Genomic DNA, 24,792 nt, shown 5'->3' with positions numbered 1-24,792 from the left:
TTTCCTAAATCAGCTAGAGGTCTCTAGTAAAAAATGAGACTTCTAGCTGGTTTTTATTTTCTCGGGCCTCTTTTCTTAATATTATTTTGTTGACAAAAACTGTCCAGCCTTTATTCTTAACTTAAAATGAAAATTTTAATGAGTGAGGTAAAAGGATGGGTACGATTTTTGTTAGAAAAGCAACAGAACAAGATTTAGCAGAAATTATGATGATTATTAATCATGCCAGAGCGTTACTAAAAGCGGATGGCAGTGAGCAATGGCAAAATGGAAATCCGAGCGAGGAAACAATCCTTCAAGATATTGAAAAAGGCTATGGTCACCTTCTAATTGTTAATGGTGAAATTGCAGGGACTGCTGCATTACTGACAGACCCTGACCCAAACTATGAGATTATCCATGATGGCTCATGGAATAATGACTTGCATCCTTATGCAACGATACACCGGTTAGCTATTTCTAATAAATTCAGAGGAATGCGTCTTGCGAATTATCTCTTTTCCAACTTGCTCACATTAGCTTATAGTCAAGGATTTCGGAATTTCCGGATCGATACGCATGAGAAGAATTTACGGACACAAGGGTTGATTGAGAAGTTTGGCTTTGAATATCGCGGAAGAATCTTTGTGGACCCAACTCCGGAAGGGGAGCGGAAGGCTTATGAACTTCATTGGAATAATAATTGCTTGTCATGTAATGAATAACTTTATTAGTCAGAAACATTAGCTATGCTCTGATATCATTAGTGAAACCAGTAATTCATAATAGTAACGGACACGTTTCCAAGTTAATGGAGTGAATAGAGATGTTTTAATCTTTAATTGCTCGTTTGAGCTTATCAACTAATAGGATGTATGTGTAGAATAAACAAGGGGCATACGTAGTCCCCTTGTTATAGCTACCTCCTGAGTTAAATAGGTCTAATTAAAACTTCATTCACATTAACGTAATCAGGCTGTGCTACTGCATACACGACTGCACGAGCAATGTCAACAGGAGCTAATTTTTTCCTGCCTTCTTCAAATGGACTTTTCGAACTTAGGGGTGTTTCGACCATGCCTGGTGAAATACTAGTGGTGCGTACGCCTGTATTAGCAAGCTCTTTTTCCAAGCCTGCTGAGATGGCGCGTACGGCAAATTTCGTCGCACAATAAACAGTGAGTCGTTCCGTCACTTCAAACCCAGAATCCGAAGCAATATTAACGATATGGCCACTTCCTCTTACTTTCATATCGGGCAGGACGGAGTGAATGCCATACAGAACACCTTTAATATTAATATCAATCATCTGATCCCAGTTAGTCACATCTCCTTCTGTAACTCTACTTGATCCCATCATGTCAGCATTATTCACGTAGATATCAATATTACCAAACGCTTTTTTCGCACGCTTGGCGAGGGAGTCAACATCATCTTGCTTCGTTACATCGGTGGGAACACATAATATTTTATCTTTCTTGTTAATCTCCTTTGCTATTTCCACAAGCTTCTCTCCATTTCTTGCAGCAAGAACGACATTTGCACCTTCCTTAGTGAGTTCTTTTGCAATTGCTGTTCCAATCCCACTGCTTGCCCCTGTAACGATGGCTGTTTTCCCATCTAATTGTTTTGCCATTATTGTTTCCCCCTTATTATCATGAATCATTTCTATCTACCAAACAAAATACATTATTCATTCAATTCGGTAAAGGGAAACGGTGGGAAAATTCTCTGCATATTAAGCCGCTCGCTGCCGTTTTAAAACGAGCATATTCAATAAAATAAATACAATTGTAAAGCCGATTAATACGATAAAATCATTTGCTATGTCGGAAAAGTCATATCCGCGAATCATGACATTTTGCAGAGCATCTGTCGCATAAGAAAGCGGCATGATTTTGCTGATGAACATTACCCATCCAGGAGCGTTCGATAAATCAAAAATTCCACTGAAAAAGAATTGTGTTATTACTGCCACTGGAATGAATTGGAGTAACTGAAACTCTGTACGTGCAAAAGTAGACAGTAATAAACCTAATGATAAGGCGACGGTAGCGACGATGATATTCATAAATAGCAATAGCCAGTAACTGCCAAGTCGATCCACATGCAGAATATCGACAATCATAATTTGGATGATTACAGTCTGTATCGTAACGAATAAAAAGAAACCTAAAAAATAACCGAATACAATAGATGATCGTTTTAATGGGGTTGCAAGCGTCCGTTCCAACGTACCGGAAGTGCGTTCCCTGAGAAAACTAATCCCAGCGATAAGGAAGACAAATAGAAAAATGAAAAAGCCCATTAAAGCAGGTGCGACTTGATCAAATAAATCAGCATTCTCATCGAGGTATAAATAATTAATTTCAGGTTCTTCCATTAATAAATCGACTTCTGAAAAATCAATCGGGATCGATTGACCAGTTTGTTGTTGCATATTCTTGAGTACAATTGCTAACTCATCTTGCATAACCTCAAAGTCTTCTTTCATTTCTTCCGCACGTTCTTTTTGAAACGTTTGTAAGGAGCTTTGAATCGCTTGCATCACTGGTGATTTTTTCGTAATGTCGCCGCCTTCAATTTCAATATAAGGTGTGTTAGCTTCCATATAAAAATATGCATCGATATCTTGAGTTTTCATTGCTTGTAACGCTTCTTCTTCTGAGGGAAACTCGATAATATGCGCTTCGGCTTCCAGTGATTCCTGTAATGATCGCTCAAGATCGATGATGCCAATATTCGGTTCATCACTAGAGCTTCCCATGATAACGTATAGAAGTCCAAGCACAAATACAGGAGCTAAAAGCAGGAAGAGAAGCGTACGTTTATCTTTGATCACCTGTTGGATGACCCGAATGGCAACAGTTAAGATTTGCATAAATTTTCACCTGCTTTCAAAAACGCTTCCTCAATCGTCCCGTATGTTTGTTTTAATGCTTCAGGTGTGCCAGCATCAATCAGTCTACCATCAGAAACAATTAATAGTCGGTCACAGCGTTCTGCTTCATCCATTACATGAGTCGAGACTAGGAAACTTTTGCCCTGATCACGTAAACGCTGAAATTCATTCCAGAAAACACGTTTTAATGCGGGATCAATGCCGACAGTTGGTTCATCTAAAAAGATAAGCTGCGGGTTATGAATCAAACTAATAGCGAGACTAAGCCGCCGCTTCATTCCTCCAGAATAATGTTGTACAGCCTTCTTGGTTTCTGAATCAAGATTAACAAAGGAAAGAGATTCTTGAATTCGCTTTTTTAAATTTTTGCCTCCCAGACCATAGAGTCTTCCAAAGTAAGCTAAATTAGCCCTAGCAGTCAGCTCTTCATAAAGCGCATCGGATTGAGCCATATACCCAATCTGTTTCATAGGTTTTAAGGATGGTTGTTTAATACCTAGTACTCGGATTTCCCCTTCCGTTGGTCGCGACATGCCGATTAATGCTTTGATTAGTGTTGTTTTCCCAGATCCGCTCGGTCCAAGCAATCCAACAATTTCCCCTTTATTCATCGAAAAGGTAACATCTTGTAGAATAACCTTTTTGCCGTAAGTTTGTTTTACATTCCTTACATCAATCATATAGCCACCTCCAAATTAATTTACAACTGTTGTTTATATTACGTAACGTTGTATAATTAAAGTAGCACAGACTTGATAGGCTATTCAATATTCAATAGTTGGCACTTTGTCAGTTATTTTACAAAATAAGTCTTTTTGTTTAATAAAGGTGTGAAAATCATGACTAAAAGGCAAGATCTACGAATACAGCGAACGAGAAAATCATTGAATCAAGCGCTCATAACATTAATGGAAGAAAAGAACTTCCAAGCGATTACTATTCAAGAACTAGCGGATGAAGCAATGATTAACCGCGTCACTTTTTATTTACACTACGCTGATAAATACGAGCTACTTGAAGAATGTGTGAAGGATAATTTGGATGAGATTATGCTCAAGCACCTTTCACCAATCAGGCATATTAGAAAAGGTGTTGTTTATACGGAAGCATTTCGTTCTATTGTTATGGATATTTTAAAAAGTGTGGAGAACAACGACCGGTTTTTCCAAGTTATGATCCAATCAAACTGTGAAGGATTGATTAAAGATTATTTCATAGGATTAGTACAAACAAAATTCCTTCCTCAATTAGGGGAGATGTTTTCTGGCATTCCATCGAATAAACATGTGGATGTTATGATACAGTTAATCGTTTCCGCTATTTTAGGAGTTATCACTTGGTGGATTGTTTCAGAAGAAAGAGAAAGTCCTGAAGAAATTGCAGCAATCGTTGTTGATGTTGTGACGAAAGGGCCTGCTTATGTGTTGGGATTGAAAACGGAGAAATAAAAGTGGAAGGGAAAAGTTATTATAGGGTGGTATTTAATTTTTTGAACGGTTAATATTCATGCTGTTTTATAGAAAGACATATGATAAAGAAGACCGCAGATGCTGTTACGTTTACGGTAACAATCAACTGAACCCCGTCAAGAGGGGCTAGCTAGCTTAGGTGAATAATCCCTCAATTATCAGCTAAAGTGCATGAGGGATTATTTTTATGTCCGTCAACCATTGGACTTATATCGTTAAGTCTTTTAGTCAAACATTCGTTTAATCCAAACGAAAAGCTCTGAGGTAGAAGAGACCGTGCTCGTTGCGATATTTTTCTCACATTTTTCATTTCTTGGGTTAAACCAAATGGAATTCCAGCCTGCTTCTCGAGCACCAATAATATCGTTCGAATAACTGTCTCCAATATACCAAGTTGTTGCTTTATTAAGTTGGAATCTATTTTCCGCTAGTTCAAAGATTCCTTTGTCTGGTTTAGCAATGCCTTCCTCCCCGGAGACGAAAATCTTTTCTGGTGAAAAATACTTTTCCAAACCAAGATTTCTTATTTTTTTACGCTGATGGAATTTGGGTCCATTCGTTATGATGATACTTAAAACTTCTTTCTTCATTAGAAAATCCAAAATTTCGATAATTAGTGGATAGACTTCGATTTCTTGTTGGTACTGTTCATATGTTTTTTGAAACATAATAGCTTGTTCATCGTTAATCTCTACACCTAATTGTTTAAGTGTTTCTTTGATCCGGAAAATATGTGATTGTTCTAACGTCCAAATTTGATTCTTCTCCTTAACGAAAGCTATCTCACCATTAATCTGAAATATCTCATGGAACTTCCAAAAATCGATTCGGTCTTCTTGGATAAATTCTCGAAAGGCTTTCTTGAGGGGTTGTGCCCGGTCATAGAGCGTGTCGTCTAAATCAAAAGCTAATGTATAGATTAGAATTCTCTCCTTTCATTCTCGACAAGTTTATTTGTTAATCTTCCAATGTTTTCAATCGTTACTTCCATTTCATCTCCAGCTTGCAGCCATGTTTGATTTTCTGGTGTATATCCTAAAATAACGCCTTCCGGAGTACCGGAGAAGATCACATCCCCTGGCTTTAATGTCATATATTGGGAAATATAACTAATAAGCGTTGCACAATTGAAAATCATGTGTTTCGTGTTGCTGGATTGCCTAACCTCGCCATTAATCTTACACTCAATATTCAGGTTTGCTGGATCAATCGCATCACTTGTAACGAGGTACGGTCCAATTGGAGCAAATCCATCAAGTGTTTTCCCGAGCAGCCATTGACCAGTCTTCATTTGCAGATCCCGTGCAGATACATCATTTCCAACACTATATCCATAAACATAAGACAGGGCCTCATCTTCAGCAACGTTACGGGCTTCTTTCCCAATCACAATAACAAGCTCTGCTTCATAGTCATATTTTTTAGCGGACCTAGGTAAGGGAATCGTTTGCTTGTGCCCAGTTAATGCATTATTAAATTTACTGAAGAGTACAGGAGATTCTGGTATCGCCATATCTGCTTCTTCAGCGTGAGGGATGTAGTTTAATCCGACACATAAGATTTTTTCAGGGTGGAGAACAACAGAGTCGAAGGAAACATCATTTTCATGTAAAGAATAAGATTGTTTACTTGCTTCAAGAGCGGCAATGACATGGGATAGTTGTTCTTCTCCTTCTTTGCCGGAACGAATTAATTCATCGATCGTTTGTGGGAGTGGCAAGTTATTTTGTGTAGCCGCTTCACTTAAATTATAAAGCCCATCTTCTGTTTTAAGACTGAGCAATCGTTTGTTGTTTTTAATTACATGACCTAGTTTCATTGTTATACTTCCCCCTTGTTTTTATTTTGGTATTTGTAAAACAATCTTAATTATATGGTATCATTTTTAGTGAGGATTTAAGAGGTTATAATGAATTATCCAGAAAAAATGAGTTGTGAGCCATGATTTAATGATAGACTCTCAACTCATTTACAAATTTTATACGATTGATTCCCACTGACTATCAATCATTTCATTAGAACCCTCTAATCACTCAATTGAAGTCTTGGAATCGTGTCCATAACTATAATGAATTGCTGGTTTCACTAATTATACCAGGGGATAGTTTACTGTTTCAGCTGCAAAAGTTGAATTTATAACTTTTTAGACACTTGCTTAGGCTCATCATATTTATTGAGTTGTTTTCAGAAATATCCTACAATGTGGAGTATTATATTAAAATTACCGGAATAGAGGAGGGGATCAGGAATGGAAAGCATTATCCATTTGCAAGACGTAATCTGGAGGAGGAACAGGCAAGAGATTTTGAAAAATATCAATTGGGAAGTGAAATCGGGGGAACATTGGTGCATTTTAGGGTTGAATGGATCGGGAAAAACCTCGATATTAAATATAGTAACAGGATATAATTATCCGACAGCGGGCAGGGTTTCCGTTCTTGGAAATGAATTTGGTAAAACGAATATCCCAGATTTAAGGAAGCGAATCGGTTATGTCAGTAATTCCCTTGGACAATTTTCCCAGAGCTTGAACCGGGAAAAAGTCGAAAATATTGTCGTAAGCGGAAAATTTGCTTCCATCGGTTTATATGAAGAAGTGCAGCAAGAGGACTGGGAAAAAGCGGATGAGTTACTATCGACTTTACGTTTACGCTACGTTAGCGGAAAACATTATCAAGATTTATCGCAAGGGGAACAAAGACGGGTGTTAATCGCTCGAGCCCTCATGGCTGATCCTGAGATTTTGATATTAGACGAGCCATGTTCCGGGCTTGATGTATTGTCGCGGGAAGAAGTGCTTGGATTGATGAATGATATTAATAAGCGGAATTGTCATTTACTTTATGTTACTCATCATATTGAAGAAATAGTGGAAGCAATTTCTCATGTCTTGCTCGTCCGTGATGGTGAAATTGTTGCGGCTGGACGAAAACAAGAAGTGCTTACGGATGATTTATTATCGGAAACATTTAAAATTCCTGTCAATGTTCGCTGGGATGATGAGCGTCCATGGTTAACCATTCCAAAAATCAAAGTACATTGAGTAATTTAGTAAAAGGGCAGAATTTAATGAATAAACCGTCTGAGACAGTCTTTAAGAAAAACCATCCCGTGAAACCTTCGTATATGCGGAGAATATGCGGTTTGAGTATGTTGGCTTGGAAGGGTAAACTTTTAACCTATACGTTGTTTCTCGAAGTAAACAAATTTAAATAGGAGAAACGAAACTAACATAAGGGGTGTAAATTTGGATTTCAAGAAGTTTAAGTATGTAAGTTTGATTTTAGGAGTTTTAATTACATTGCTGCTTGCAGGATGTGGTGACAAAGAAGAAGGTACGGATTCAGAGAGTGGCAGTACAGACAGTAATGGGGAAGTTGATTATAGTGAGGCGGTCGATTACACGATTATAGGTATCGAACCAGGAGCAGGAATTTCTGTAACGACAGAGGCAGCGATAGAAGAGTATGATAGTTTACAAGGATGGAATGTTGAACTATCTTCCACTGGTGCTATGATGACGGAGCTCGATAATGCAATCCGGAATGAAGAGCCAATTGTTATTACTGGCTGGAACCCGCATTGGATGTTTGCGGCACATCCAGATATGAAGTATTTGGATGATCCGCTTGAGATTTATGGCGGAGAAGAAAGTATTCATTCAATGAGCAGACGCGGGTTTGAAGAAGAACAACCGGAAGCTTACAAGATGATTGAACAGTTTGAATGGAACGTGGAAGATATGGAAGAGATTATGTATGAAGCGGAAGAAACCGGTGATGATATCAATCAAATCGCTGCCCAATGGGTAGAAGATAATGAAGATAGAGTTTCTGCTTGGTCAGAAGGTGTCGAGGATGTGGACGGTGTTGAAGTTGAGCTTGTGTCCACACCATGGGACTCGGAACGCGCATCCTCAGGAGTGTTAAAAGCAGCTATGGAGCAGAAAGGATTTGACGTAAGTGTAACAGAAGTGGATGTTGCTATTGTGTTTGAATCCCTTGCGACAGGCGATGCAGATGCTACATTAGCAGCATGGTTACCAATTACGCACAGAGAATTCTATGAAACTTATCAAGATGATATCGTAGACATGGGGCCAAACTTAGTCGGCGCCAAAATCGGTTTAGTCGTACCAGAATATATGGACATTGATTCTATCGAGGACTTGAATCCTAATAATTAAATGGAAGTGGAAGAACCAAGACAGGCAATTTAATGTCTTGGTTCTTTTTTTTGATTTCACTCCAAATTGCAACAAATACGAATGTTAATTGCGAAATATTAAATAACATTCGGGTTTTATTGACAAATATTGTCGAGGAGAGTAGAATAAGTTTATAATTAAATGAAATTGCGTATAATTTCGGGAATATGGCCCAAAGTCTCTACCAAACCACCGTAAACGGTTTGACTACGCAGGATGGGTAATGAAGCTTTTTTTCTGCTGTCATTATTCAACTCTTGTGCTTTGGTAGACGCTCCTTATCTGAGCGTTTTTTATTTTTATATATATTTAATTTTAAAAGGATAAGGGGACAATTAGAAGCAAATTTTTCCGTTCGCAACGCATTTTCCAATTTTAGGAGGAAAAGTGGAATGAAAAAGTATTTTCAGTTTGAAGAGCTCGGCACAAACTACAAAACAGAATCCATTGCAGGGCTGACTACCTTTCTAGCGATGGCATACATTCTTTTTGTTAACCCGGCAACACTTTCAGCTGCGGGGATGCCTGAGGGGGCGGTATTTACAGCAACAGCAGTAGCCGCTGCAGTAGGTACACTAACAATGGGTGTGCTCGGGAAATATCCTGTCGCACTTGCACCGGGAATGGGCTTGAACGCATTCTTCGCATATACTGTTGTTTTACAATACGGAATACCTTGGGAAACTGCTCTATCCGGAGTTCTTGTATCCGGAGTTATTTTTATCTTCTTATCTTTATCAGGTTTAAGAGAAATTATCATTAATGCAATCCCTGGAAATTTGAAGCTTGCAGTAGGTGCAGGGATTGGCTTATATATTGCTTTTATCGGCTTATCGAGTGCAGAAATTGTCGTTGCAAATGAAGCGACACTTGTAGGGCTTGGAAATTTGCGGGATCCGAATGTGTTGCTGACAGTATTTGGTCTGATTGCGGCCGTTGTTTTACTAATAAGAGGTGTTAAAGCCGGAATTTTTTACGGAATGATTTTGACGGCAATTGTCGGGATGATCTTTGGTTTAATTCCTGTTCCACAAGGGATTGGCGATATCGTTGGTACAGTACCGAGCTTAGCACCTACGTTTGGTCAAGCATTCATTAATTTTGGTGACATATTTACTGTTGAGATGCTTATTGTTATTTTAACGTTTTTATTCGTTGATTTCTTTGATACAGCTGGTACATTAGTTGCGGTTGCAACTCAAGCTGGTCTTGTGAAAGACAATAAACTTCCACGGGCTGGTCGTGCATTACTAGCAGACTCAACAGCAACAGTTGTCGGTGCGGTTGTCGGTACGTCAACAACGACATCTTATGTGGAGTCAACTGCTGGTGTTGGTGCGGGTGGACGAACTGGTTTTACATCCGTCGTAACAGCAGGACTTTTCCTGTTGGCCTTATTCTTCTCCCCACTTCTTGCAATTGTAACAAGTGCAGTTACAGCTCCAGCATTGGTGATTGTCGGGGTCATGATGGCGTCACAGCTTAAGAATATTGAATGGGATCGTTTCGAAGTTGCCGTTCCTTCCTTCTTTATCGTGCTAATGATGTCTCTTACTTATAGTATCGCAACAGGAATTGCGATTGGCTTTATATTCTATCCGATTACGATGATTGTAATGGGGAAAGCGAAAGAGATCCACCCGATCATGTACGGATTATTCGTTACCTTTATATTGTATTTTATTTTCTTAAGCTAAAGAACAAAGGTGAAGGTGCTGGCAATTTTAGGTATCGCGGAATTTAGCCACGTATTAACGTCTGTAATACCCCCACCTCTAAACAAGAGGGAAAACCAAAATGTCAAGGTGGGGGATAATACAGTCCGTAAATCCCTGATTCTGTTCAACTAACATTCAGTTGGGAGGGGAGGAACCCCCCGCTGAATGAAGTTTCACTTTACCGTTTTTTATGCAATGCAAAAAGTCGGGCCTCTATTAGGTTCGGCTTTTTTTGTATAAGTAATAATTAAAAGTATCAGATGATACAATATAGGGTAGGGAGGGATTGATGGTGAGACCTTTAATTGGGGTAGTACCGGGAATGGAATTAAATGAGAAGCATTATAAAATAACGAAAAATAATATGCTCGCAATCGAACAAGCGGGGGGAATTCCTCTTGTGATGCCTTATTTAACAAATTCAGATATGATCGATGAACTGATTGAACGGATTGACGGACTGTTTCTAACGGGTGGAGATGATATTGATCCGATTTACTTTAATGAAGAACCCCATTTGAATCTTGGTCCGTTTATCCCAGAGCGGGATGCGTTTGAAATGAAAATAACAAGGGAAATATTAGCGAAGGATAAGCCGGTATTTGGGGTGTGTAAGGGGGCGCAAATGTTGAATCTTGCGGCTGATGGTGATATGTATCAGGATATTTGCGGGCAGCTAAAGGGTGAACTGATCCAACATAGTCAAAAGGCTGCCAATTATGCACCAATCCATGCAGTCGAATTAATGAAGGGTTCTTTGATCTATCGATTGGCCGAGGAGAAAACGATTCGAGTGAATAGTTATCATCATCAGGCAAATCGTAAGCCTGGTAAGCATTTTATCATTAGCGGAAAAGCCCGTGATGGCGTTGTTGAAGTTGTGGAAAGCACAGTTCACCGTTTTGCATTAGGAGTCCAGTGGCATCCGGAGCATATGAAAGATCCTGTGTCGAAAAAGATATTTCGTGGATTTGTTGCTGCGTGTGAAGAAGGAAAAAGAGAAAAGAAAAAGGCTTGAGAAGATTGAATTTCCCAAGCCTCTGTTTTAGTTTTCAGTCATAACGTTCCAATGGGTTTCGATAAAATCATCTCGCCCAGATTTTGTCCGGTCTTTCTCATATACTTCTTTTTCTTTTTTATAGAAGTCTTGATGGTATTCTTCTGCCGGGTAAAAACGAGTTGCTGGAAGGATTTCCGTTACAATCGGTTTCTTAAAAATTCCACTTTCTGCTAACTTTTCCTTTGATTGTTGAGCCTTCTCCTTTTGCTCTGGAGTCGTATGAAAAATTGCTGCCCGGTATTGGCTGCCGCGATCATGGAACTGACCACCAGCATCAGTCGGATCGATTTGCTTCCAATATAAATCAAGAATTGTATCATAGCTTATTATCTCAGGGTCGAACGTGATTTCAACTGCTTCGTAATGGCCAGTTTCCCCTGTTTTCACTTGTTCATAGGTTGGATTTTCCACCTGGCCACCCGTATAACCGGAGATTACGTTATGAACGCCTTCCCATGTATCAAACGGCTTTACCATGCACCAGAAACAGCCACCTGCAAATATTGCCTTTTCTACAGCCATATCTATACCTCCAAGTCTTTCGGTTTCTTTCTAACATTCTTTCATATAGAATAAAATTAATAATATCATGGAAAAGCAGGTGAAACAATGGAGGAGCCACATCTACATAAATTGTTTATCGGTAAAGTGCAGCGGGTAGGTAAAGAAAATGCGGAAAATCCATTAGAAAGGCAATGGGAAACAGGAATTTTTAAAGGTGAAACAAAAGGGCCGATCTGGCTTAATAAAACTGGTTTTATAGGCGATGAAGTTGGCGATAAGAAGAATCACGGCGGAATGGAGAAGGCTGTTTTTTGCTATCCGATCAAGCATTATACATACTGGCAGGAGAAATATGACCATGAAGATCTCGTAATGGGAGGTATGGGAGAGAACTTTGCTGTGCTGGAAATGGATGAATTCAGTGTATGTATTGGTGATACGTACAAGGTCGGTGATGCGGTGATTCAGGTTTCACAGCCCCGACAGCCATGCTGGAGACCGGCACGCCGTTTTCAGATTCTTGATCTCGCTCTCCAGATTCAGAATACAGGAAGGACAGGCTGGTATTTCCGTGTACTTGAAGAAGGTAATGTCAAAGCGGATAGTCCAATTGACTTAGTGGAGCGCCCTTATCCACAGTGGACTGTTCAAGCTGCGAATGAAGTGATGCATTTTTATAAAGATGACTTACGGCTCGCAGACGAACTAGCTTCCTGTGAATTGTTGGCTGAGAATTGGGTCAAGCGTTTGAGGAAGCGATTGCGCGGTCAAGAGTCAGGAATAGATCGACGTGTATTTGGTCCGAATAAAGAATAAGTTAGGAGCGGATAAGTCATGGAAGTTGTTCTGAATGAATTGAAACTAGATGCGCAGAATGTTAAAGAGGAAATTAGGGAAGATAAAGGAAAGATACGGAAATTTATCGCTTTTGACTTTAAAGTTCATAGTGACGACTATCATGACGTGACGACGGAACTATATAAAAATGATTTTTTAGTCCGAGTGCCGGAAAGAAATCTCGAGTTCCAAGCAGTGATTCATAATTATTCGACTTCCGTTACAGATTTATATGTGCAAGATGCGGTTGGGGATTTTAAGTTGGAACTAATTGAAAAGTAAGAAGAAAGAATGATGTTTTCGAGGGGGATTGCGATGCTTGAAAATGCGTTAATTATGGTGGCAATTATTTTTATAATCAATGTCGTCTATGTATCAATGTTTACAGTGCGGATGATTTTTACATTAAAAGGCAAGCGTTATATCGCGGCTTTAGTAGGTATGTTCGAAATTGTCATCTATGTCATCGGGTTAGGGTTAGTGCTTGACAATTTGAATGAGATCCAGAACCTGATTGCCTATGCGCTCGGTTTTGGACTTGGTGTAATTGTCGGTTCCATGATTGAAGAAAAGCTCGCGCTCGGATATATCGTTGTGAATGTAACCTCCTCCAATCCGGACATTAAGTTCACCCAACAAATTAGGGAAAAGGGGTTCGGTGTTACGAGTTGGTATGCTTATGGGATGGAAGGGGACCGCTTAGCGATGCAAATCTTGACGCCGAGAAAGTATGAACTTTCCCTATATGAACTCATTCAGGAAATTGATCCGAAAGCATTTATCATCTCTTATGAGCCAAAGCAAATCCACGGTGGGTTCTGGGTGAAACAAGTGAAGAAAAGTAAGATTCAGAAGCACCATGAAGAGCTCGTGGAAGAACATGAGAAGGAGAAAGAGGAAGAAGGCTGAGGCATTTAGTTTATATACACTTTGATATGTGTGGAGTCGCAGATATCAAAGTGTATTTTTTTATTTTATTATGGTTGCTTTCCCATTAGAATATTATAAATGTGCTTACGCGAGATTAAAACTCGGTTGTTTTCCTTAAAAAGCAAGATGAATGGACGAATGGGAAAGTGAAGACCGGTTATATTCCCAATAAAGCAAGATGAATGGACTATTGGGAAAGTAAAGTCCGGTTATTTTCCCATTAAGACAGGAAGAATGAACTAAAGGGAAAATAAAGTCCGGTTATTTTCCCATTAAGGCAGGAAGAATGAGCTAAAGGGAAAATAAAGTCCAGTTATATTCCCAATAAAGCCAGGGTGTTTAGCCGTTTAACCATATCCTTCGCTCACTTTTAAATTTCGATGTATAAGAGTTACACACCCCCATCATTTTCAGTCCAGCAAATTTGAGCAAACCACTAAAGTGGGACAAATGCTCTGACCCCATGTCCCAGAAAAAGAGTGAAATCCGAACGTTAATAGGTGAAGTTATTTTATCGTTCGATTTTTGTTGATTTTCCTTCCTTGTTTTGATATGCTTAACGCAGAAAAAGTGAATAAAACACCTCATATATTTCATGGAGAATATGGCTCCGAAGTTTCTACCCTTGACCGTAAATCTAAGGACTATGAGGGGAGATGGGTCATTATGCAAAATAATGATGAATGTTATCTACTCGTAGTCTATCATCTTCTCTTATATGTGGAGAATTAGATAGACTTTTTTAATCTTAATGGAAAGTAGGGATTTTCATGGCTTTAGTAGGTGTAATCATGGGAAGTATCTCTGATTGGGAAACGATGGAACATACGTGCAAGGCACTTGAAGAATTAGAAATTCCGTATGAAAAAGAAGTAGTTTCTGCACACCGTACACCGGATGACATGTTTGAATATGCGAAAAATGCCCGGAAGCGCGGACTAAAAGTAATTATCGCTGGTGCGGGGGGAGCGGCACACTTACCAGGAATGGTAGCCTCGCAAACCAATCTTCCGGTTATCGGCGTACCAGTCCAGGCGAGAGCGCTGAACGGACTTGATTCCTTACTATCGATTGTGCAAATGCCTGGTGGCGTACCGACTGCGACTGTAGCTATTGGAAAAGCCGGAGCGACGAATGCAGGAATTTTAGCCGCTCAGATTATCGGTACTTATGATGAAGGAACAGCGAATAGATTAGTAGATTATCGAAATGGAATGAAAGAAAAAGTAGCAGAAATGAGGGAAGCTCTTGCAGACAAATAAAGTGATTCTACCACCGAAAACGATTGGGATTATTGGCGGCGGACAACTTGGTCGGATGATGGCAATCGCAGCGAGATACATGGGGTATAAAATCGCTGTCTTGGACCCGACACCATATTGTCCGACAGCCCAAGTGGCGGACACACAAATTACAGCAGCGTACGATGACATGAATGCCATCAAAGAACTGACAAAAATCAGTGATGTCATTACGTATGAATTTGAAAATGTTGATTTGGAAGCGGCGACGTATATTGAATCCCTTGGTAAATTACCCCAAGGTTCCCTCGCGCTTGAAGTCACGCAAAACAGAGAGAAAGAAAAGACAACGATCAAAGACCTCGGTCTCCCAGTACCGGACTTTTCCATTGTAAGAAATGGAGCAGAAGCAAAAGCTGCATTAGAAACAGTGAAACTACCTGTTGTTATTAAAACATGCAGCGGTGGTTATGACGGAAAAGGCCAGCTGAAGATCGAGACAGAAGCGGATAAAGAAGAAGCAATCCGATTTGCGGAAGAACAGAAGCACTGCATCATTGAAGAATGGGTTCCTTTTGATAAAGAAATTTCCGTCGTGTTTTCAAGGACTGCAACAGGTGAGATTGAGTATTTCCCGATTTCTGAGAATGAGCATCGCGACCATATTTTATATAAAACAACCGTCCCGGCTGCTGTCAGTAAATCAGTCCAAGAGAAAGCGTACCATGCGGCGAAATTACTCGGGGAGAAGATGGGAATTGTCGGAACCTTTGCGATTGAGATATTTGTAAGTGGAGATGACATTTACTTAAATGAAATGGCACCCCGACCGCACAATTCTGGTCATTACAGCATTGAAGCATGTAACATATCACAGTTCGATCAACATGTCCTCGCTATTTGCGGGCTTCCATTAAAGGAAATCGAATTATTACAGCCGGCAGTGATGGTGAACGTGCTCGGTGAACATGTCGAAGGATTGCTCGAACATATGCAAGGGAGTTCGTTGGGGCACAGCCATTTATATGGTAAAGCTAGTGTGAAAGAAAAGCGGAAGATGGGTCATATCACTTTTGTCGACAAGGACGAGCAAGCAGTATTGCGCCAAGTTGCGGCTTATGAAAACGGCAAGTAGCAAATTTCCAAACACGGAGGGGAAAAGGAATGAGCAATAATTCAATGACAAACGAGCAAATTGAAACGGAAAAAATCTATCGGGAAATGGGATTAACGGATGAGGAGTTCCAACTCGTAAAAGAAAAAATGCAGCGACTCCCGAATTATACGGAAACTGGAATTTTTTCCGTTATGTGGTCAGAGCATTGTAGTTACAAAACATCGACACCATTATTAAAAAAATTCCCGACAAAAGGCGAACATGTTCTCCAAGGGCCTGGTGAAGGTGCTGGTGTTGTTGATATTGGTGACGAGCAGGCGGTTGTCTTTAAGATCGAAAGCCATAACAGCCCGTCTTACATTGAACCATTCGAGGGTTCGGCTACAGGAGTCGGCGGGATATTACGTGACGTATTTTCGATGGGAGCCAAGCCGATCGCTGCACTCAATTCCCTTCGTTTTGGAAAGTTGGATCAAGACCGGACGAAATGGTTATTCACCGAAGCAGTTCGCGGTATTGCGAATTACGGAAATACGATTGGAGTTCCCACAGTTGGCGGGGAAGTTCAATTTGATGAAAGCTATGAAGCGAATCCGCTTGTCAATGCGATGGTCGTGGGGCTCGTTAATCATCAAGACGTGCAAAAAGGGGTAGCATCTGGTGTCGGTAATACAGTCATTTATGCTGGTGGGAAGACTGGAAGAGACGGAATCCATGGTGCTACATTCTCCTCCGATATTGTGGAAGCAGAAGAAGATCATAAGTCAGCTGTTGCGATTGGTGACCCGCATATGGGTAAGAAACTGATTGAAGCTTGTCTTGAAGTCATTCATTCGGATGCACTCGTTGGAATCCAAGATATGGGAGCGGCAGGCCTTACATCTTCAGCAAGTGAAATGGCGAGTAAGGCGGGAACTGGGATAGAACTTGTTCTTGACCATGTCCCGCAGCGGGAAGAAAATATGAACGCATACGAAATGATGTTATCTGAATCCCAAGAGCGCATGCTGCTAGTTGTAGAAAAAGGTCGGGAGCATGAAATCATAGCCATTTTCGAGAAGCATGGTGTTGAAGCGGTAGCAATCGGTGAGGTACTTGAAGAAGAAGTTTTCCGAACTAAACATCAAGGTGAAATCTATGCGGAAATCCCAGTTGCAGCTCTGACAGATGATGCACCTGTGTATGAGATGCCTTCTAAAGAACCGGATAATTATCGCGCATTACAAGCACAGGAAGTTACAATCCCTGCTGACTTGAACCATAGTGAAATGCTCCGGACCTTATTACAGCAGCCGACAATTGCTAGTAAGGAATGGGCGTATAAACAATATGATTCAGAAGCGCAAGGAAACACCATTGCTGGACCTGGTCATGATGCAGCAGTCGTAAAGATTGATGGAACGGATAAAGCAATTGCGATTACAACGGATTGTAATTCTCGTTATCTCTATTTAGATCCGAATGTGGGCGGACAAATTGCGGTCGCTGAAGCAAGCAGGAACATTGTTTGTACTGGTGCGAAGCCACTTGCAATTACGGATGGATTAAACTACGGAGACCCGACAAAGCCTGAGAACTTCTGGCAAATGGAACAGAGTATCGACGGGATTCGTGAAGCTTGTCTAGCACTTGAGACACCGGTAATCAGCGGGAATGTATCGCTTTACAATGAGTCGAAAGGTGAAGCGATCATGCCGACACCAATTATCGGAATGGTTGGTTTACTGGAAGATACGAAATATTTAACACCGAACACGTTCCAAGCAGCAGGAGATGCGATTTATCTCATCGGCGAAACAGAAGCAGAGTTCGGGGGAAGTGAACTGCAGAACGTTTTAGAAGGAAAGTACGCAGGTAAAGCTCCTAAAATAAACTTAGAGACAGAAACAGCAAGACAGAAACAGATCTTAGAGGCGATCCGGGCAGGAGTCGTAGCATCGGCTCATGATATTTCAGAAGGTGGTTTTGCCGTTGCCCTTGCTGAATCCGCATTTAATGAGAAAGGTTTAGGAGTGGCAGTTACGCTGGAAGGGGACGCGACAACTGCATTATTCAGTGAAACCCAGTCGCGCTTTATTCTTTCTGTTAAAAAAGAAAACAAAGCGAAATTTGAAGAAATCGTTCGTGACGCAACCGAAATCGGCACGGTGACAACAGATGGAACATACGAAATCCAAGTAAGTGGCCAAGCAATCATTAAGGAAAATGTAGACCAACTCAATACGCTCTGGAAAGAAGCAATCCCGGCGTTATTGAAATCTTAAAGCTAAAAGAGGAATGCCTTATGTTTGGAATTTGGGGACATACCCATGCTGCTGCGCTCTCCTATTATGGGCTGCACGCTCAGCAGCATCGTGGACAAGAAGGGGCCGGCGTTGTTGTCAATGATGGAGAAGAATTGAAGCTCCATAAAGGATTAGGACTTGTCAATGATGTATTTAAACATGCCGATTTTCAGGAGTTTACAGGTAAAGCAGCAATCGCCCATATCCGCTATTCGAAGCATGGGGATAAAAATCGGGCGGTGGATAGTGTCGAGCCACTCGTCTTTCATTCAAGATCAACGAGTATAGCCATTGCCGACAGTGGCAATATCGTCAATGGTGAAAAACTGCGTGAAGAATTGGAGGATAACGGCAGTATTTTACAGAGTGCGACAGATTCGGAGCTCCTCGCCCACTTGATTAAACGCAGCAAGAAAAAGTCGAACGAAACAGCGATAATAGAAGCTCTTCAGCAACTTAAAGGTGCTTATACATTTTTAATTATGGATCAAGCGCATATGTATGTCGTGAATGATCCCCACGGTATCCGTCCCCTTTCGATCGGGAGACTCGGGGAAGCGTATGTTGTTGCCTCGGAAACGAGTGCTTTTGATATCGTTGGAGCAACCTTTGAACGAGAAGTTTTGCCTGGTGAGTTGCTTGTTATTAGTGACGAAGGATTGAAGTCTGTAAGATTTGCCATGCGGGAACAGCGCCGTCTCTGTGCGATGGAATATGTTTATTTTTCCAGACCGGACAGTGATTTAAATCAGGTAAATGTTCATGCCTCAAGAAAACGGATGGGGATGGAGTTGGCGAAAGAAGCACCAGTGGAAGCTGATGTCGTGACCGGGGTTCCGGATTCAAGTATTTCGGCGGCGATTGGGTACGCAGAGCAAATCGGTTTACCATATGAAATGGGTATTATAAAAAATCGTTACATCGGTCGGACATTTATTCAACCATCCCAGGAACTAAGAGAGCAAGGGGTAAAGTTGAAGCTTTCACCGGTGCGTGGGATTGTCGATGGGAAAAGGGTTGTCATGATTGATGATTCAATTGTACGGGGGACGACCTCTAAACATATCGTAAGGCTGTTAAAAGAAGCGGGAGCAAAAGAAGTGCATGTGCGTATTGCTTCACCCGCGATTCAGAATCCTTGTTATTACGGAATTGATATGTCAACGAGGGAAGAATTGATTGCGGCGAACAACTCGCTTGAGGAAATAGCTGAGCTGATCGGAGCAGACAGTATCGAGTATCTTTCCGTAGAAGGAATGAAACAAGCAATCGTTCGGGAAAAGTCGATTCATCAAGGGATTTGCCATGCTTGTATGACCGGGGAATATCCGGTGCCAATTTTAGACAAAAGAGAAGATCCTTTTTAAATAATGAATAAGGAAGTGTAATCATGTCAGATGTATATAAGAAAGCAGGCGTTGATGTTGAAGCGGGCTATGAAGCGGTAGAACGGATGAAGAAGCATATTAAGAAAACAACACGCCCGGAAGTGCTCGGCGGAATCGGTGCATTCGCAGGATTATTTGATCTATCGAAGTTTTCATTTAAAGAACCGGTCATGGTTTCCGGGACAGATGGTGTCGGAACGAAACTAAAGCTTGCCTTCGAAATGGATAAGCATGACACGGTAGGGATTGACCTTGTTGCGATGTGTGCGAACGATATCATTGCTCAAGGTGCAGAGCCATTATTTTTCCTCGATTATATTGCGTGTGGAAAGAATAATCCGGAAAAAATCGAGCAGATTGTAGCTGGTGTCGCGACCGGTTGTGTAGATGCTGGTGCTGCATTGATTGGTGGGGAAACAGCGGAAATGCCGGGGATGTATAACGACGAGGAATACGATCTTGCAGGCTTTGTTGTCGGAATTGTGGAAAAGTCGAAGCTTGTTACCGGTGAACAGATTGCTGAAGGAGACGTTCTCATCGGGCTCACGTCCAGCGGAATTCACTCCAACGGTTATTCGTTAGTGCGGAAAATCGTCGCTGATCTTGATTTTAATCAAACCTATAAAGGTCTTTCGAAACCATTGGGCGAAGTACTTTTAACACCAACGAAGATTTACGCAAAGCCAGTTGCAAATGTACTGGAAAAACTCACGGTTAAAGGGATTTCTCATATTACTGGTGGAGGATTTTATGAAAACTTGCCACGAATGTTACCAGCCGGTTTAGGAGTCAATGTAAAACAGGGCAGCTGGAACATCCCAGAGATCTTCCCATTCTTAGAGCAAAGAGGTGTCATTCCAGAGAAAGAAATGTACGGTGTATTTAATATGGGTATTGGAATGGTGCTTGTTGTGGAAGAAAAAGATGCAGAAGCTGCGGTTGCAATCCTACAAGAAGCTGGGGAAGAGGCTTCCATTATCGGTAAAGTAACTGGTGAAGAAGGAGTTCAGTTTTCTTCATGAGTATGGTGAAAGTAGCTGTATTCGCATCTGGTAAGGGAAGCAATTTCCAGGCTATGCTGGATGCAGACAATCTCCCATGTGAAATTGTTCTCCTCGTCTGTGATCAGCAGCAAGCTGGGGTTTTAGATAAAGCGAAGCAGCATGGTATTGAAACATTTGTCTTCTCTGCGAAGAATTATGAAAGCAAGGAAGCGTATGAATCGGAAATAGCGGAACAGCTGAGAAAGAAAGGAATCGAATGGATTTTCCTTGCGGGTTATATGCGTCTGATTGGTCCGACACTGCTTGAAGCCTACGAAGGGAAAATTGTCAACATCCATCCATCGTACTTACCTGCCTTCCCGGGGAAAGATGCAATCGGTCAAGCTTTTGAAGCTGGAGTCGAGGAGACGGGTGTTACCGTCCATTTCATCGATGAAGGAATGGATACGGGGCCGATTATTGAGCAAGTTGCTGTTCCGATTTTAGCAAATGATACGAAAGAAACGTTACAAAAACGGATCCAAGCAGTGGAACACCGTTTGTATCCGCAAGTAATTAGAGAGCTAATACAAAAGTGAGGGATTTTTCATGGGGAAAAGAGCGTTAATCAGCGTTTCCGATAAAACGAATATTACAGAGTTTGCCAAGAATCTTGAGGGACTTGGAGTTGAAATCATTTCAACTGGAGGCACGTTACAAGCGATAGAAAGTGCAGGAGTTAAAGCGATTGCGATTGATGAAGTGACAGGATTTCCTGAAATTATGGATGGCCGTGTGAAGACATTACATCCGAAAGTTCATGGCGGACTACTTGGGATACGCTCCAACGCTGGTCATAGGAAAGAAATGGAAGAAAATGAGATTGAGCCGATTGATATCGTTGTTGTCAATCTTTATCCATTCAAAGAAACATTACAAAAGCAAAATGTATCAAAGGAAGAAATTATCGAGAACATTGATATTGGTGGCCCGACAATGCTTCGTTCTGCTGCAAAGAACTTTGAGGACGTGCTTGTGGTTGTGGACCCGGAAGATTATCCGCGGGTGCTTGATGCTTTGCAGGAAGATGATGCACCAATTGAACTGCGCCAGCAATTAGCGGCAAAAGTGTTCCGCCATACGGCAAATTATGATGCAATGATTGCAGGTTATTTCGCAGGAGAGACCAAAGAAGAATTCCCAGAAACCTATACAGTTACATATGAAAAAGTCCAGGACTTGCGTTACGGGGAGAACCCGCATCAGAAAGCAGCCTTTTACCGTGCACCACTAGCAACTGGAATTAGTTTAGCTGGAGCGAAACAGTTACACGGAAAAGAGCTATCTTATAACAATATTCAGGATGCAAATGCGGCGCTTGAGATTGTCGGTGAGTATGAAGATGCAGCAGCTGTGGCGGTAAAGCATATGAACCCGTGCGGAATTGGCGTTGCTGCTAACCTGCATGATGCATATAAACTAGCGTATGATGCGGATCCGATTTCAATTTTCGGTGGAATTGTTGCACTTAACCGCGAAGTCGATCAAGCAACAGCGGAAAGTTTACGTGAAATATTCCTTGAAATCATTGTAGCACCAAGTTTTTCAAAAGAAGCACTGGATATTCTGACAGAAAAGAAAAACATTCGCTTACTTGAAGTAGATATGTCAGAGAACAAAGAAGTGAACCACAAACTGACAACTGTTGGCGGCGGTGTGCTTATTCAGCACCAAGATGCTGGACAAGTTACAGCAGACGATCTCCAAGTTGTAACGAAGAAGCAACCGACAGAACAAGAGATTGCTGATTTGCTATTTGCTTGGAAGGCAGTGAAACATGTAAAGTCGAATGCGATTGTGCTCGCGAAGGATAACCAGACAATTGGAATTGGAGCAGGCCAGATGAACCGGGTCGGCTCCGCTAAAATTGCAATTGAACAAGCAGGAGAGAAAGCGAACGGATCAGTGCTGGCGTCTGACGCATTTTTCCCGATGCCGGACACAGTGGAGAATGCAATTAAAGCAGGGATCATAGCAATCATTCAACCAGGCGGCTCGAAACGTGACCAGGATTCGATTGATGTCTGTGATGAGCACGGGATTGCTATGGTTTATACAAATATGCGTCATTTCAAACATTAATTGAAATCGGGAAATAGAGGAGAATAGCGATGAACGTATTAGTTGTTGGCCGTGGTGGCCGTGAACATAGTATTGTTACAAAGCTAAAGGAAAGCGAGCAGGTTACAACCATTTATGCAGCACCAGGAAATGCAGGTATGGCGGGAACGGCTGAATGTGTAGCCATTGATGAGATGGATATTGCCGGACTTGTAGCATTTGCAAAAGAAAAGAAATGTGATCTAACTGTCGTCGGCCCGGAAAGTCCGTTGAATGCAGGGATCGCTGATGCCTTTCAGGAAGCAGGCTTAAAGATCTTTGCTCCGACAAAGGCGGCAGCTCTATTAGAAGGCAGTAAAAGTTTTGCAAAAGAATTTATGAAGAAATATGATGTGCCGACTGCCGATTATGCTGTTTTTAATGATGCGAACCAGGCGAAAGCATATATTAAGGAAAAAGGTGCTCCAATTGTTGTGAAAGCAGATGGTCTCGCTGCTGGAAAAGGAGTTATTGTTGCACTAACGGAAGAAGAAGCACTAGCAGCTGTTGATGAAATGCTTGTATCGAAAGCCTTCGCTGAAGCTGGTGCGACTGTCGTTATTGAAGAGTTCCTTGATGGGAAAGAATTTTCTCTCATGGCTTTCGTAAAAGAAGATAAGGTGTTCCCGATGGTGACCGCACGCGACCATAAGCGTGCGTTTGACGGAGATGCGGGACCGAATACCGGCGGCATGGGTGCTTTTGCTCCTGCTGACGATGTGACGGAGAAAGATCTGGACTTTGCGATGGAGCATATTTTACTTCGGACGGCAAAAGGGATGATTGCGGAAGGTCGTCCGTTCACAGGAATCCTTTATGCTGGACTGATTATGACGAAAGAAGGACCGAAAGTCATTGAATTCAATACGAGATTCGGTGACCCGGAAACACAGGTTGTCCTGCCGTTATTGAAAAATGATTTATACCAAGTGTTTATTGATGTGATTGATGGCGCGGATCCGAAGCTTGTCTGGGAAGACAAGGCTTGTCTCGGCGTTGTCGTTGCGTCGGTTGGCTATCCGGGGGCTTACACGAAAGGTATCGTGCTGCCAGCCTTGCCGGAAGGGCCTAATCCATTTACAGTACATGCCGGGACCGTGCTTGAAAATAACAGACTCGTTTCGGATGGTGGGCGTGTGCTTCTCGTTGGAGCTGTTGCTGATACGAGAGAGAATGCAGCGAAACTCGTTTATGAATCAATGGGTGAACTAAAAAGTTCAAACGACTTTTTCTATCGTACGGATATTGGTAAACTATAAAAGAACTGGGACAAGGGCACTGACCCCAATGTCATCAAGTTAAGCTATAAATAATTACAGTTAAACGATGACAAAGTTAAGCATAAACAGCATGAGGGTAACAAAAGTGAATTTATTTCTGCCTTCCCTTGTGAAGTAGCTACTTTTGATTCGGGATTCACACATAAAGCTGTAATCATAAAAAATTATCCGACTTAATTCCACAGCTTCTAAAAACTTACTTTTAGTCAACATAATCACCCCTTATTGTTGGTATAATACCTTTACCAACAATAAGGGGTTTTGAAACCAGTTATGGAATTTCCTGTTTAGGGGTCAGAGCAAGTGTCCCAGTTATGATTAAGATGGTATGAAACGATTGGTTTCGTTCGATCAGGTCGGCTTCATACCATTTGGTACGCAGTAAAATTATTCTTTAAAATCGCCAGCAATGTTAAAGAATAATTTTACTGCGTACCAAATGGTATGAAGCCGAGCTGATCGAACGAAACCAATCGTTTGATACCATCTTAATCATAACTGGGACACTTGCTCTGACCCCTAAACAGGAAATTCCATAACTGGTTTCAAACCCCTTATTGTTGGGAAAGGTATTATACCAACAATAAGGGGTTGTGAAACCAGTTATGGAATTTCCTGTTTAGGGGTCAGAGCAAGTGTCCCAGTTACGATTAAGATGGTATGGAACGCCCGGTTTCGTTCGATCAGGTCAGTTTCATACCATTTGGTAGGCAGTAAAGATTATTCTTTAAG

Annotated in this window: 23 protein-coding genes and 2 riboswitches; of the genes, 17 read left to right on the top strand and 6 right to left on the bottom strand. The window is 41.4% G+C overall.

Features of this window, described 5'->3' with window-relative positions; translation table 11 throughout:
• The first annotated feature begins 155 nt into the window (after nucleotides 1-155).
• Nucleotides 156-704, top strand: a complete 549-nt coding sequence (locus tag IEX94_RS13990; protein WP_188858387.1) for a GNAT family N-acetyltransferase — start codon at nucleotides 156-158, stop codon at nucleotides 702-704.
• Between the two features lie 206 nt (nucleotides 705-910).
• Here the strand turns inward: IEX94_RS13990 and IEX94_RS13985 are convergent, their stop codons facing one another.
• From IEX94_RS13985 to IEX94_RS13975, 3 genes are all read right to left on the bottom strand, one after another.
• Complete coding sequence (locus IEX94_RS13985) at nucleotides 911-1,615, bottom strand: SDR family oxidoreductase (RefSeq protein ID WP_188858385.1); 705 nt, start codon at nucleotides 1,613-1,615, stop codon at nucleotides 911-913.
• Nucleotides 1,616-1,717: 102 nt separating this feature from the next.
• A complete protein-coding gene (locus tag IEX94_RS13980; RefSeq protein ID WP_188858383.1) occupies nucleotides 1,718-2,860 on the bottom strand; it encodes an ABC transporter permease in 1,143 nt (380 codons plus the stop codon).
• A complete protein-coding gene (locus IEX94_RS13975; protein ID WP_188858380.1) occupies nucleotides 2,848-3,561 on the bottom strand; it encodes an ABC transporter ATP-binding protein in 714 nt (237 codons plus the stop codon). The genes IEX94_RS13980 and IEX94_RS13975 overlap by 13 nt, the downstream gene beginning before the upstream one ends.
• A 159-nt stretch (nucleotides 3,562-3,720) precedes the next feature.
• Here IEX94_RS13975 and IEX94_RS13970 point away from each other — a divergent pair, with 159 nt between their 5' ends.
• A complete protein-coding gene (locus IEX94_RS13970) occupies nucleotides 3,721-4,329 on the top strand; it encodes a TetR/AcrR family transcriptional regulator (protein ID WP_188858378.1) in 609 nt (202 codons plus the stop codon).
• Between the two features lie 245 nt (nucleotides 4,330-4,574).
• Here IEX94_RS13970 and IEX94_RS13965 read toward each other — a convergent pair whose 3' ends face one another.
• Together IEX94_RS13965 and IEX94_RS13960 are read right to left on the bottom strand one after the other, a co-directional pair.
• Nucleotides 4,575-5,270, bottom strand: a complete 696-nt coding sequence (locus IEX94_RS13965) for an HAD family hydrolase (RefSeq protein ID WP_229782733.1) — start codon at nucleotides 5,268-5,270, stop codon at nucleotides 4,575-4,577.
• The gene (locus IEX94_RS13960; protein WP_188858376.1) at nucleotides 5,270-6,169 is read right to left on the bottom strand and encodes a fumarylacetoacetate hydrolase family protein; all 900 of its coding nucleotides are present in this window, start codon (nucleotides 6,167-6,169) and stop codon (nucleotides 5,270-5,272) included. Before IEX94_RS13960 ends, IEX94_RS13965 begins: the two co-directional genes overlap by 1 nt.
• A 429-nt stretch (nucleotides 6,170-6,598) precedes the next feature.
• Here IEX94_RS13960 and IEX94_RS13955 point away from each other — a divergent pair, with 429 nt between their 5' ends.
• The 4 genes from IEX94_RS13955 (at nucleotide 6,599) to IEX94_RS13940 (ending at nucleotide 11,293) form a co-directional block, all read left to right on the top strand.
• Nucleotides 6,599-7,393, top strand: a complete 795-nt coding sequence (locus IEX94_RS13955; RefSeq protein WP_188858374.1) for an ABC transporter ATP-binding protein — start codon at nucleotides 6,599-6,601, stop codon at nucleotides 7,391-7,393.
• 204 nt (nucleotides 7,394-7,597) lie between these two features.
• Nucleotides 7,598-8,536 carry a glycine betaine ABC transporter substrate-binding protein gene (locus IEX94_RS13950; RefSeq protein WP_188858372.1) on the top strand — a complete coding sequence of 313 codons (939 nt, stop codon included), beginning with the start codon at nucleotides 7,598-7,600 and terminating at the stop codon, nucleotides 8,534-8,536.
• 150 nt (nucleotides 8,537-8,686) lie between these two features.
• Nucleotides 8,687-8,787: riboswitch (purine riboswitch) on the top strand.
• A gap of 162 nt (nucleotides 8,788-8,949) precedes the next feature.
• Nucleotides 8,950-10,254: an NCS2 family permease gene (locus IEX94_RS13945; protein WP_188858370.1), complete on the top strand. Its 1,305-nt coding sequence runs from the start codon at nucleotides 8,950-8,952 to the stop codon at nucleotides 10,252-10,254.
• 310 nt (nucleotides 10,255-10,564) lie between these two features.
• Nucleotides 10,565-11,293 carry a gamma-glutamyl-gamma-aminobutyrate hydrolase family protein gene (locus IEX94_RS13940; RefSeq protein WP_229782729.1) on the top strand — a complete coding sequence of 243 codons (729 nt, stop codon included), beginning with the start codon at nucleotides 10,565-10,567 and terminating at the stop codon, nucleotides 11,291-11,293.
• 27 nt (nucleotides 11,294-11,320) lie between these two features.
• On the opposite strand, the gene msrA is transcribed toward IEX94_RS13940, so the two are convergent.
• On the bottom strand, nucleotides 11,321-11,857 hold the full coding sequence (gene msrA, locus IEX94_RS13935) for a peptide-methionine (S)-S-oxide reductase MsrA (RefSeq protein ID WP_188858365.1): 537 nt from the start codon (nucleotides 11,855-11,857) through the stop codon (nucleotides 11,321-11,323).
• 87 nt (nucleotides 11,858-11,944) lie between these two features.
• Here msrA and IEX94_RS13930 point away from each other — a divergent pair, with 87 nt between their 5' ends.
• The 11 genes from IEX94_RS13930 to purD all read left to right on the top strand — a co-directional run bounded on the left by IEX94_RS13930 (nucleotide 11,945) and on the right by purD (nucleotide 24,039).
• Nucleotides 11,945-12,655 (top strand): MOSC domain-containing protein, encoded by a 711-nt coding sequence (locus tag IEX94_RS13930; RefSeq protein WP_188858363.1) that lies wholly within the window; start codon nucleotides 11,945-11,947, stop codon nucleotides 12,653-12,655.
• A gap of 18 nt (nucleotides 12,656-12,673) precedes the next feature.
• Nucleotides 12,674-12,958 carry a DUF3219 family protein gene (locus IEX94_RS13925; RefSeq protein WP_188858361.1) on the top strand — a complete coding sequence of 95 codons (285 nt, stop codon included), beginning with the start codon at nucleotides 12,674-12,676 and terminating at the stop codon, nucleotides 12,956-12,958.
• Between the two features lie 33 nt (nucleotides 12,959-12,991).
• Nucleotides 12,992-13,585 carry a DUF2179 domain-containing protein gene (locus tag IEX94_RS13920; RefSeq protein ID WP_188858359.1) on the top strand — a complete coding sequence of 198 codons (594 nt, stop codon included), beginning with the start codon at nucleotides 12,992-12,994 and terminating at the stop codon, nucleotides 13,583-13,585.
• A gap of 585 nt (nucleotides 13,586-14,170) precedes the next feature.
• Nucleotides 14,171-14,273, top strand: a riboswitch (purine riboswitch).
• 103 nt (nucleotides 14,274-14,376) lie between these two features.
• Entirely contained in the window at nucleotides 14,377-14,868 is a 492-nt protein-coding gene (purE, locus tag IEX94_RS13915) for a 5-(carboxyamino)imidazole ribonucleotide mutase (protein ID WP_188858357.1), read from the top strand.
• Nucleotides 14,855-15,982 (top strand): 5-(carboxyamino)imidazole ribonucleotide synthase, encoded by a 1,128-nt coding sequence (gene purK / locus IEX94_RS13910; RefSeq protein WP_188858354.1) that lies wholly within the window; start codon nucleotides 14,855-14,857, stop codon nucleotides 15,980-15,982. The genes purE and purK overlap by 14 nt, the downstream gene beginning before the upstream one ends.
• Before the next feature lie 29 nt (nucleotides 15,983-16,011).
• Nucleotides 16,012-18,228 (top strand): phosphoribosylformylglycinamidine synthase subunit PurL, encoded by a 2,217-nt coding sequence (gene purL / locus IEX94_RS13905; protein WP_188858351.1) that lies wholly within the window; start codon nucleotides 16,012-16,014, stop codon nucleotides 18,226-18,228.
• A 20-nt stretch (nucleotides 18,229-18,248) separates the two neighbouring features.
• Complete coding sequence (gene purF, locus IEX94_RS13900; RefSeq protein ID WP_188858349.1) at nucleotides 18,249-19,616, top strand: amidophosphoribosyltransferase; 1,368 nt, start codon at nucleotides 18,249-18,251, stop codon at nucleotides 19,614-19,616.
• A gap of 23 nt (nucleotides 19,617-19,639) precedes the next feature.
• Entirely contained in the window at nucleotides 19,640-20,659 is a 1,020-nt protein-coding gene (gene purM, locus IEX94_RS13895) for a phosphoribosylformylglycinamidine cyclo-ligase (RefSeq protein ID WP_188858347.1), read from the top strand.
• 2 nt (nucleotides 20,660-20,661) lie between these two features.
• Nucleotides 20,662-21,219, top strand: coding sequence for a phosphoribosylglycinamide formyltransferase (gene purN, locus IEX94_RS13890; RefSeq protein ID WP_188858442.1), 558 nt, complete (start codon nucleotides 20,662-20,664; stop codon nucleotides 21,217-21,219).
• A 10-nt stretch (nucleotides 21,220-21,229) separates the two neighbouring features.
• Nucleotides 21,230-22,762 (top strand): bifunctional phosphoribosylaminoimidazolecarboxamide formyltransferase/IMP cyclohydrolase, encoded by a 1,533-nt coding sequence (purH, locus tag IEX94_RS13885; protein WP_188858344.1) that lies wholly within the window; start codon nucleotides 21,230-21,232, stop codon nucleotides 22,760-22,762.
• Between the two features lie 29 nt (nucleotides 22,763-22,791).
• Nucleotides 22,792-24,039, top strand: coding sequence for a phosphoribosylamine--glycine ligase (gene purD / locus IEX94_RS13880; RefSeq protein ID WP_188858342.1), 1,248 nt, complete (start codon nucleotides 22,792-22,794; stop codon nucleotides 24,037-24,039).
• The last annotated feature ends 753 nt before the right edge of the window (nucleotides 24,040-24,792 follow it).

It is taken from the genome of Oceanobacillus indicireducens, from assembly GCF_014647195.1.
In the GTDB taxonomy this organism is placed as follows: Bacteria; Bacillota; Bacilli; order Bacillales; family Amphibacillaceae; genus Oceanobacillus; species Oceanobacillus indicireducens.
Note: the sequence above shows the minus strand (reverse complement) of the source record. Positions and strands in the feature narration are given on the sequence as shown.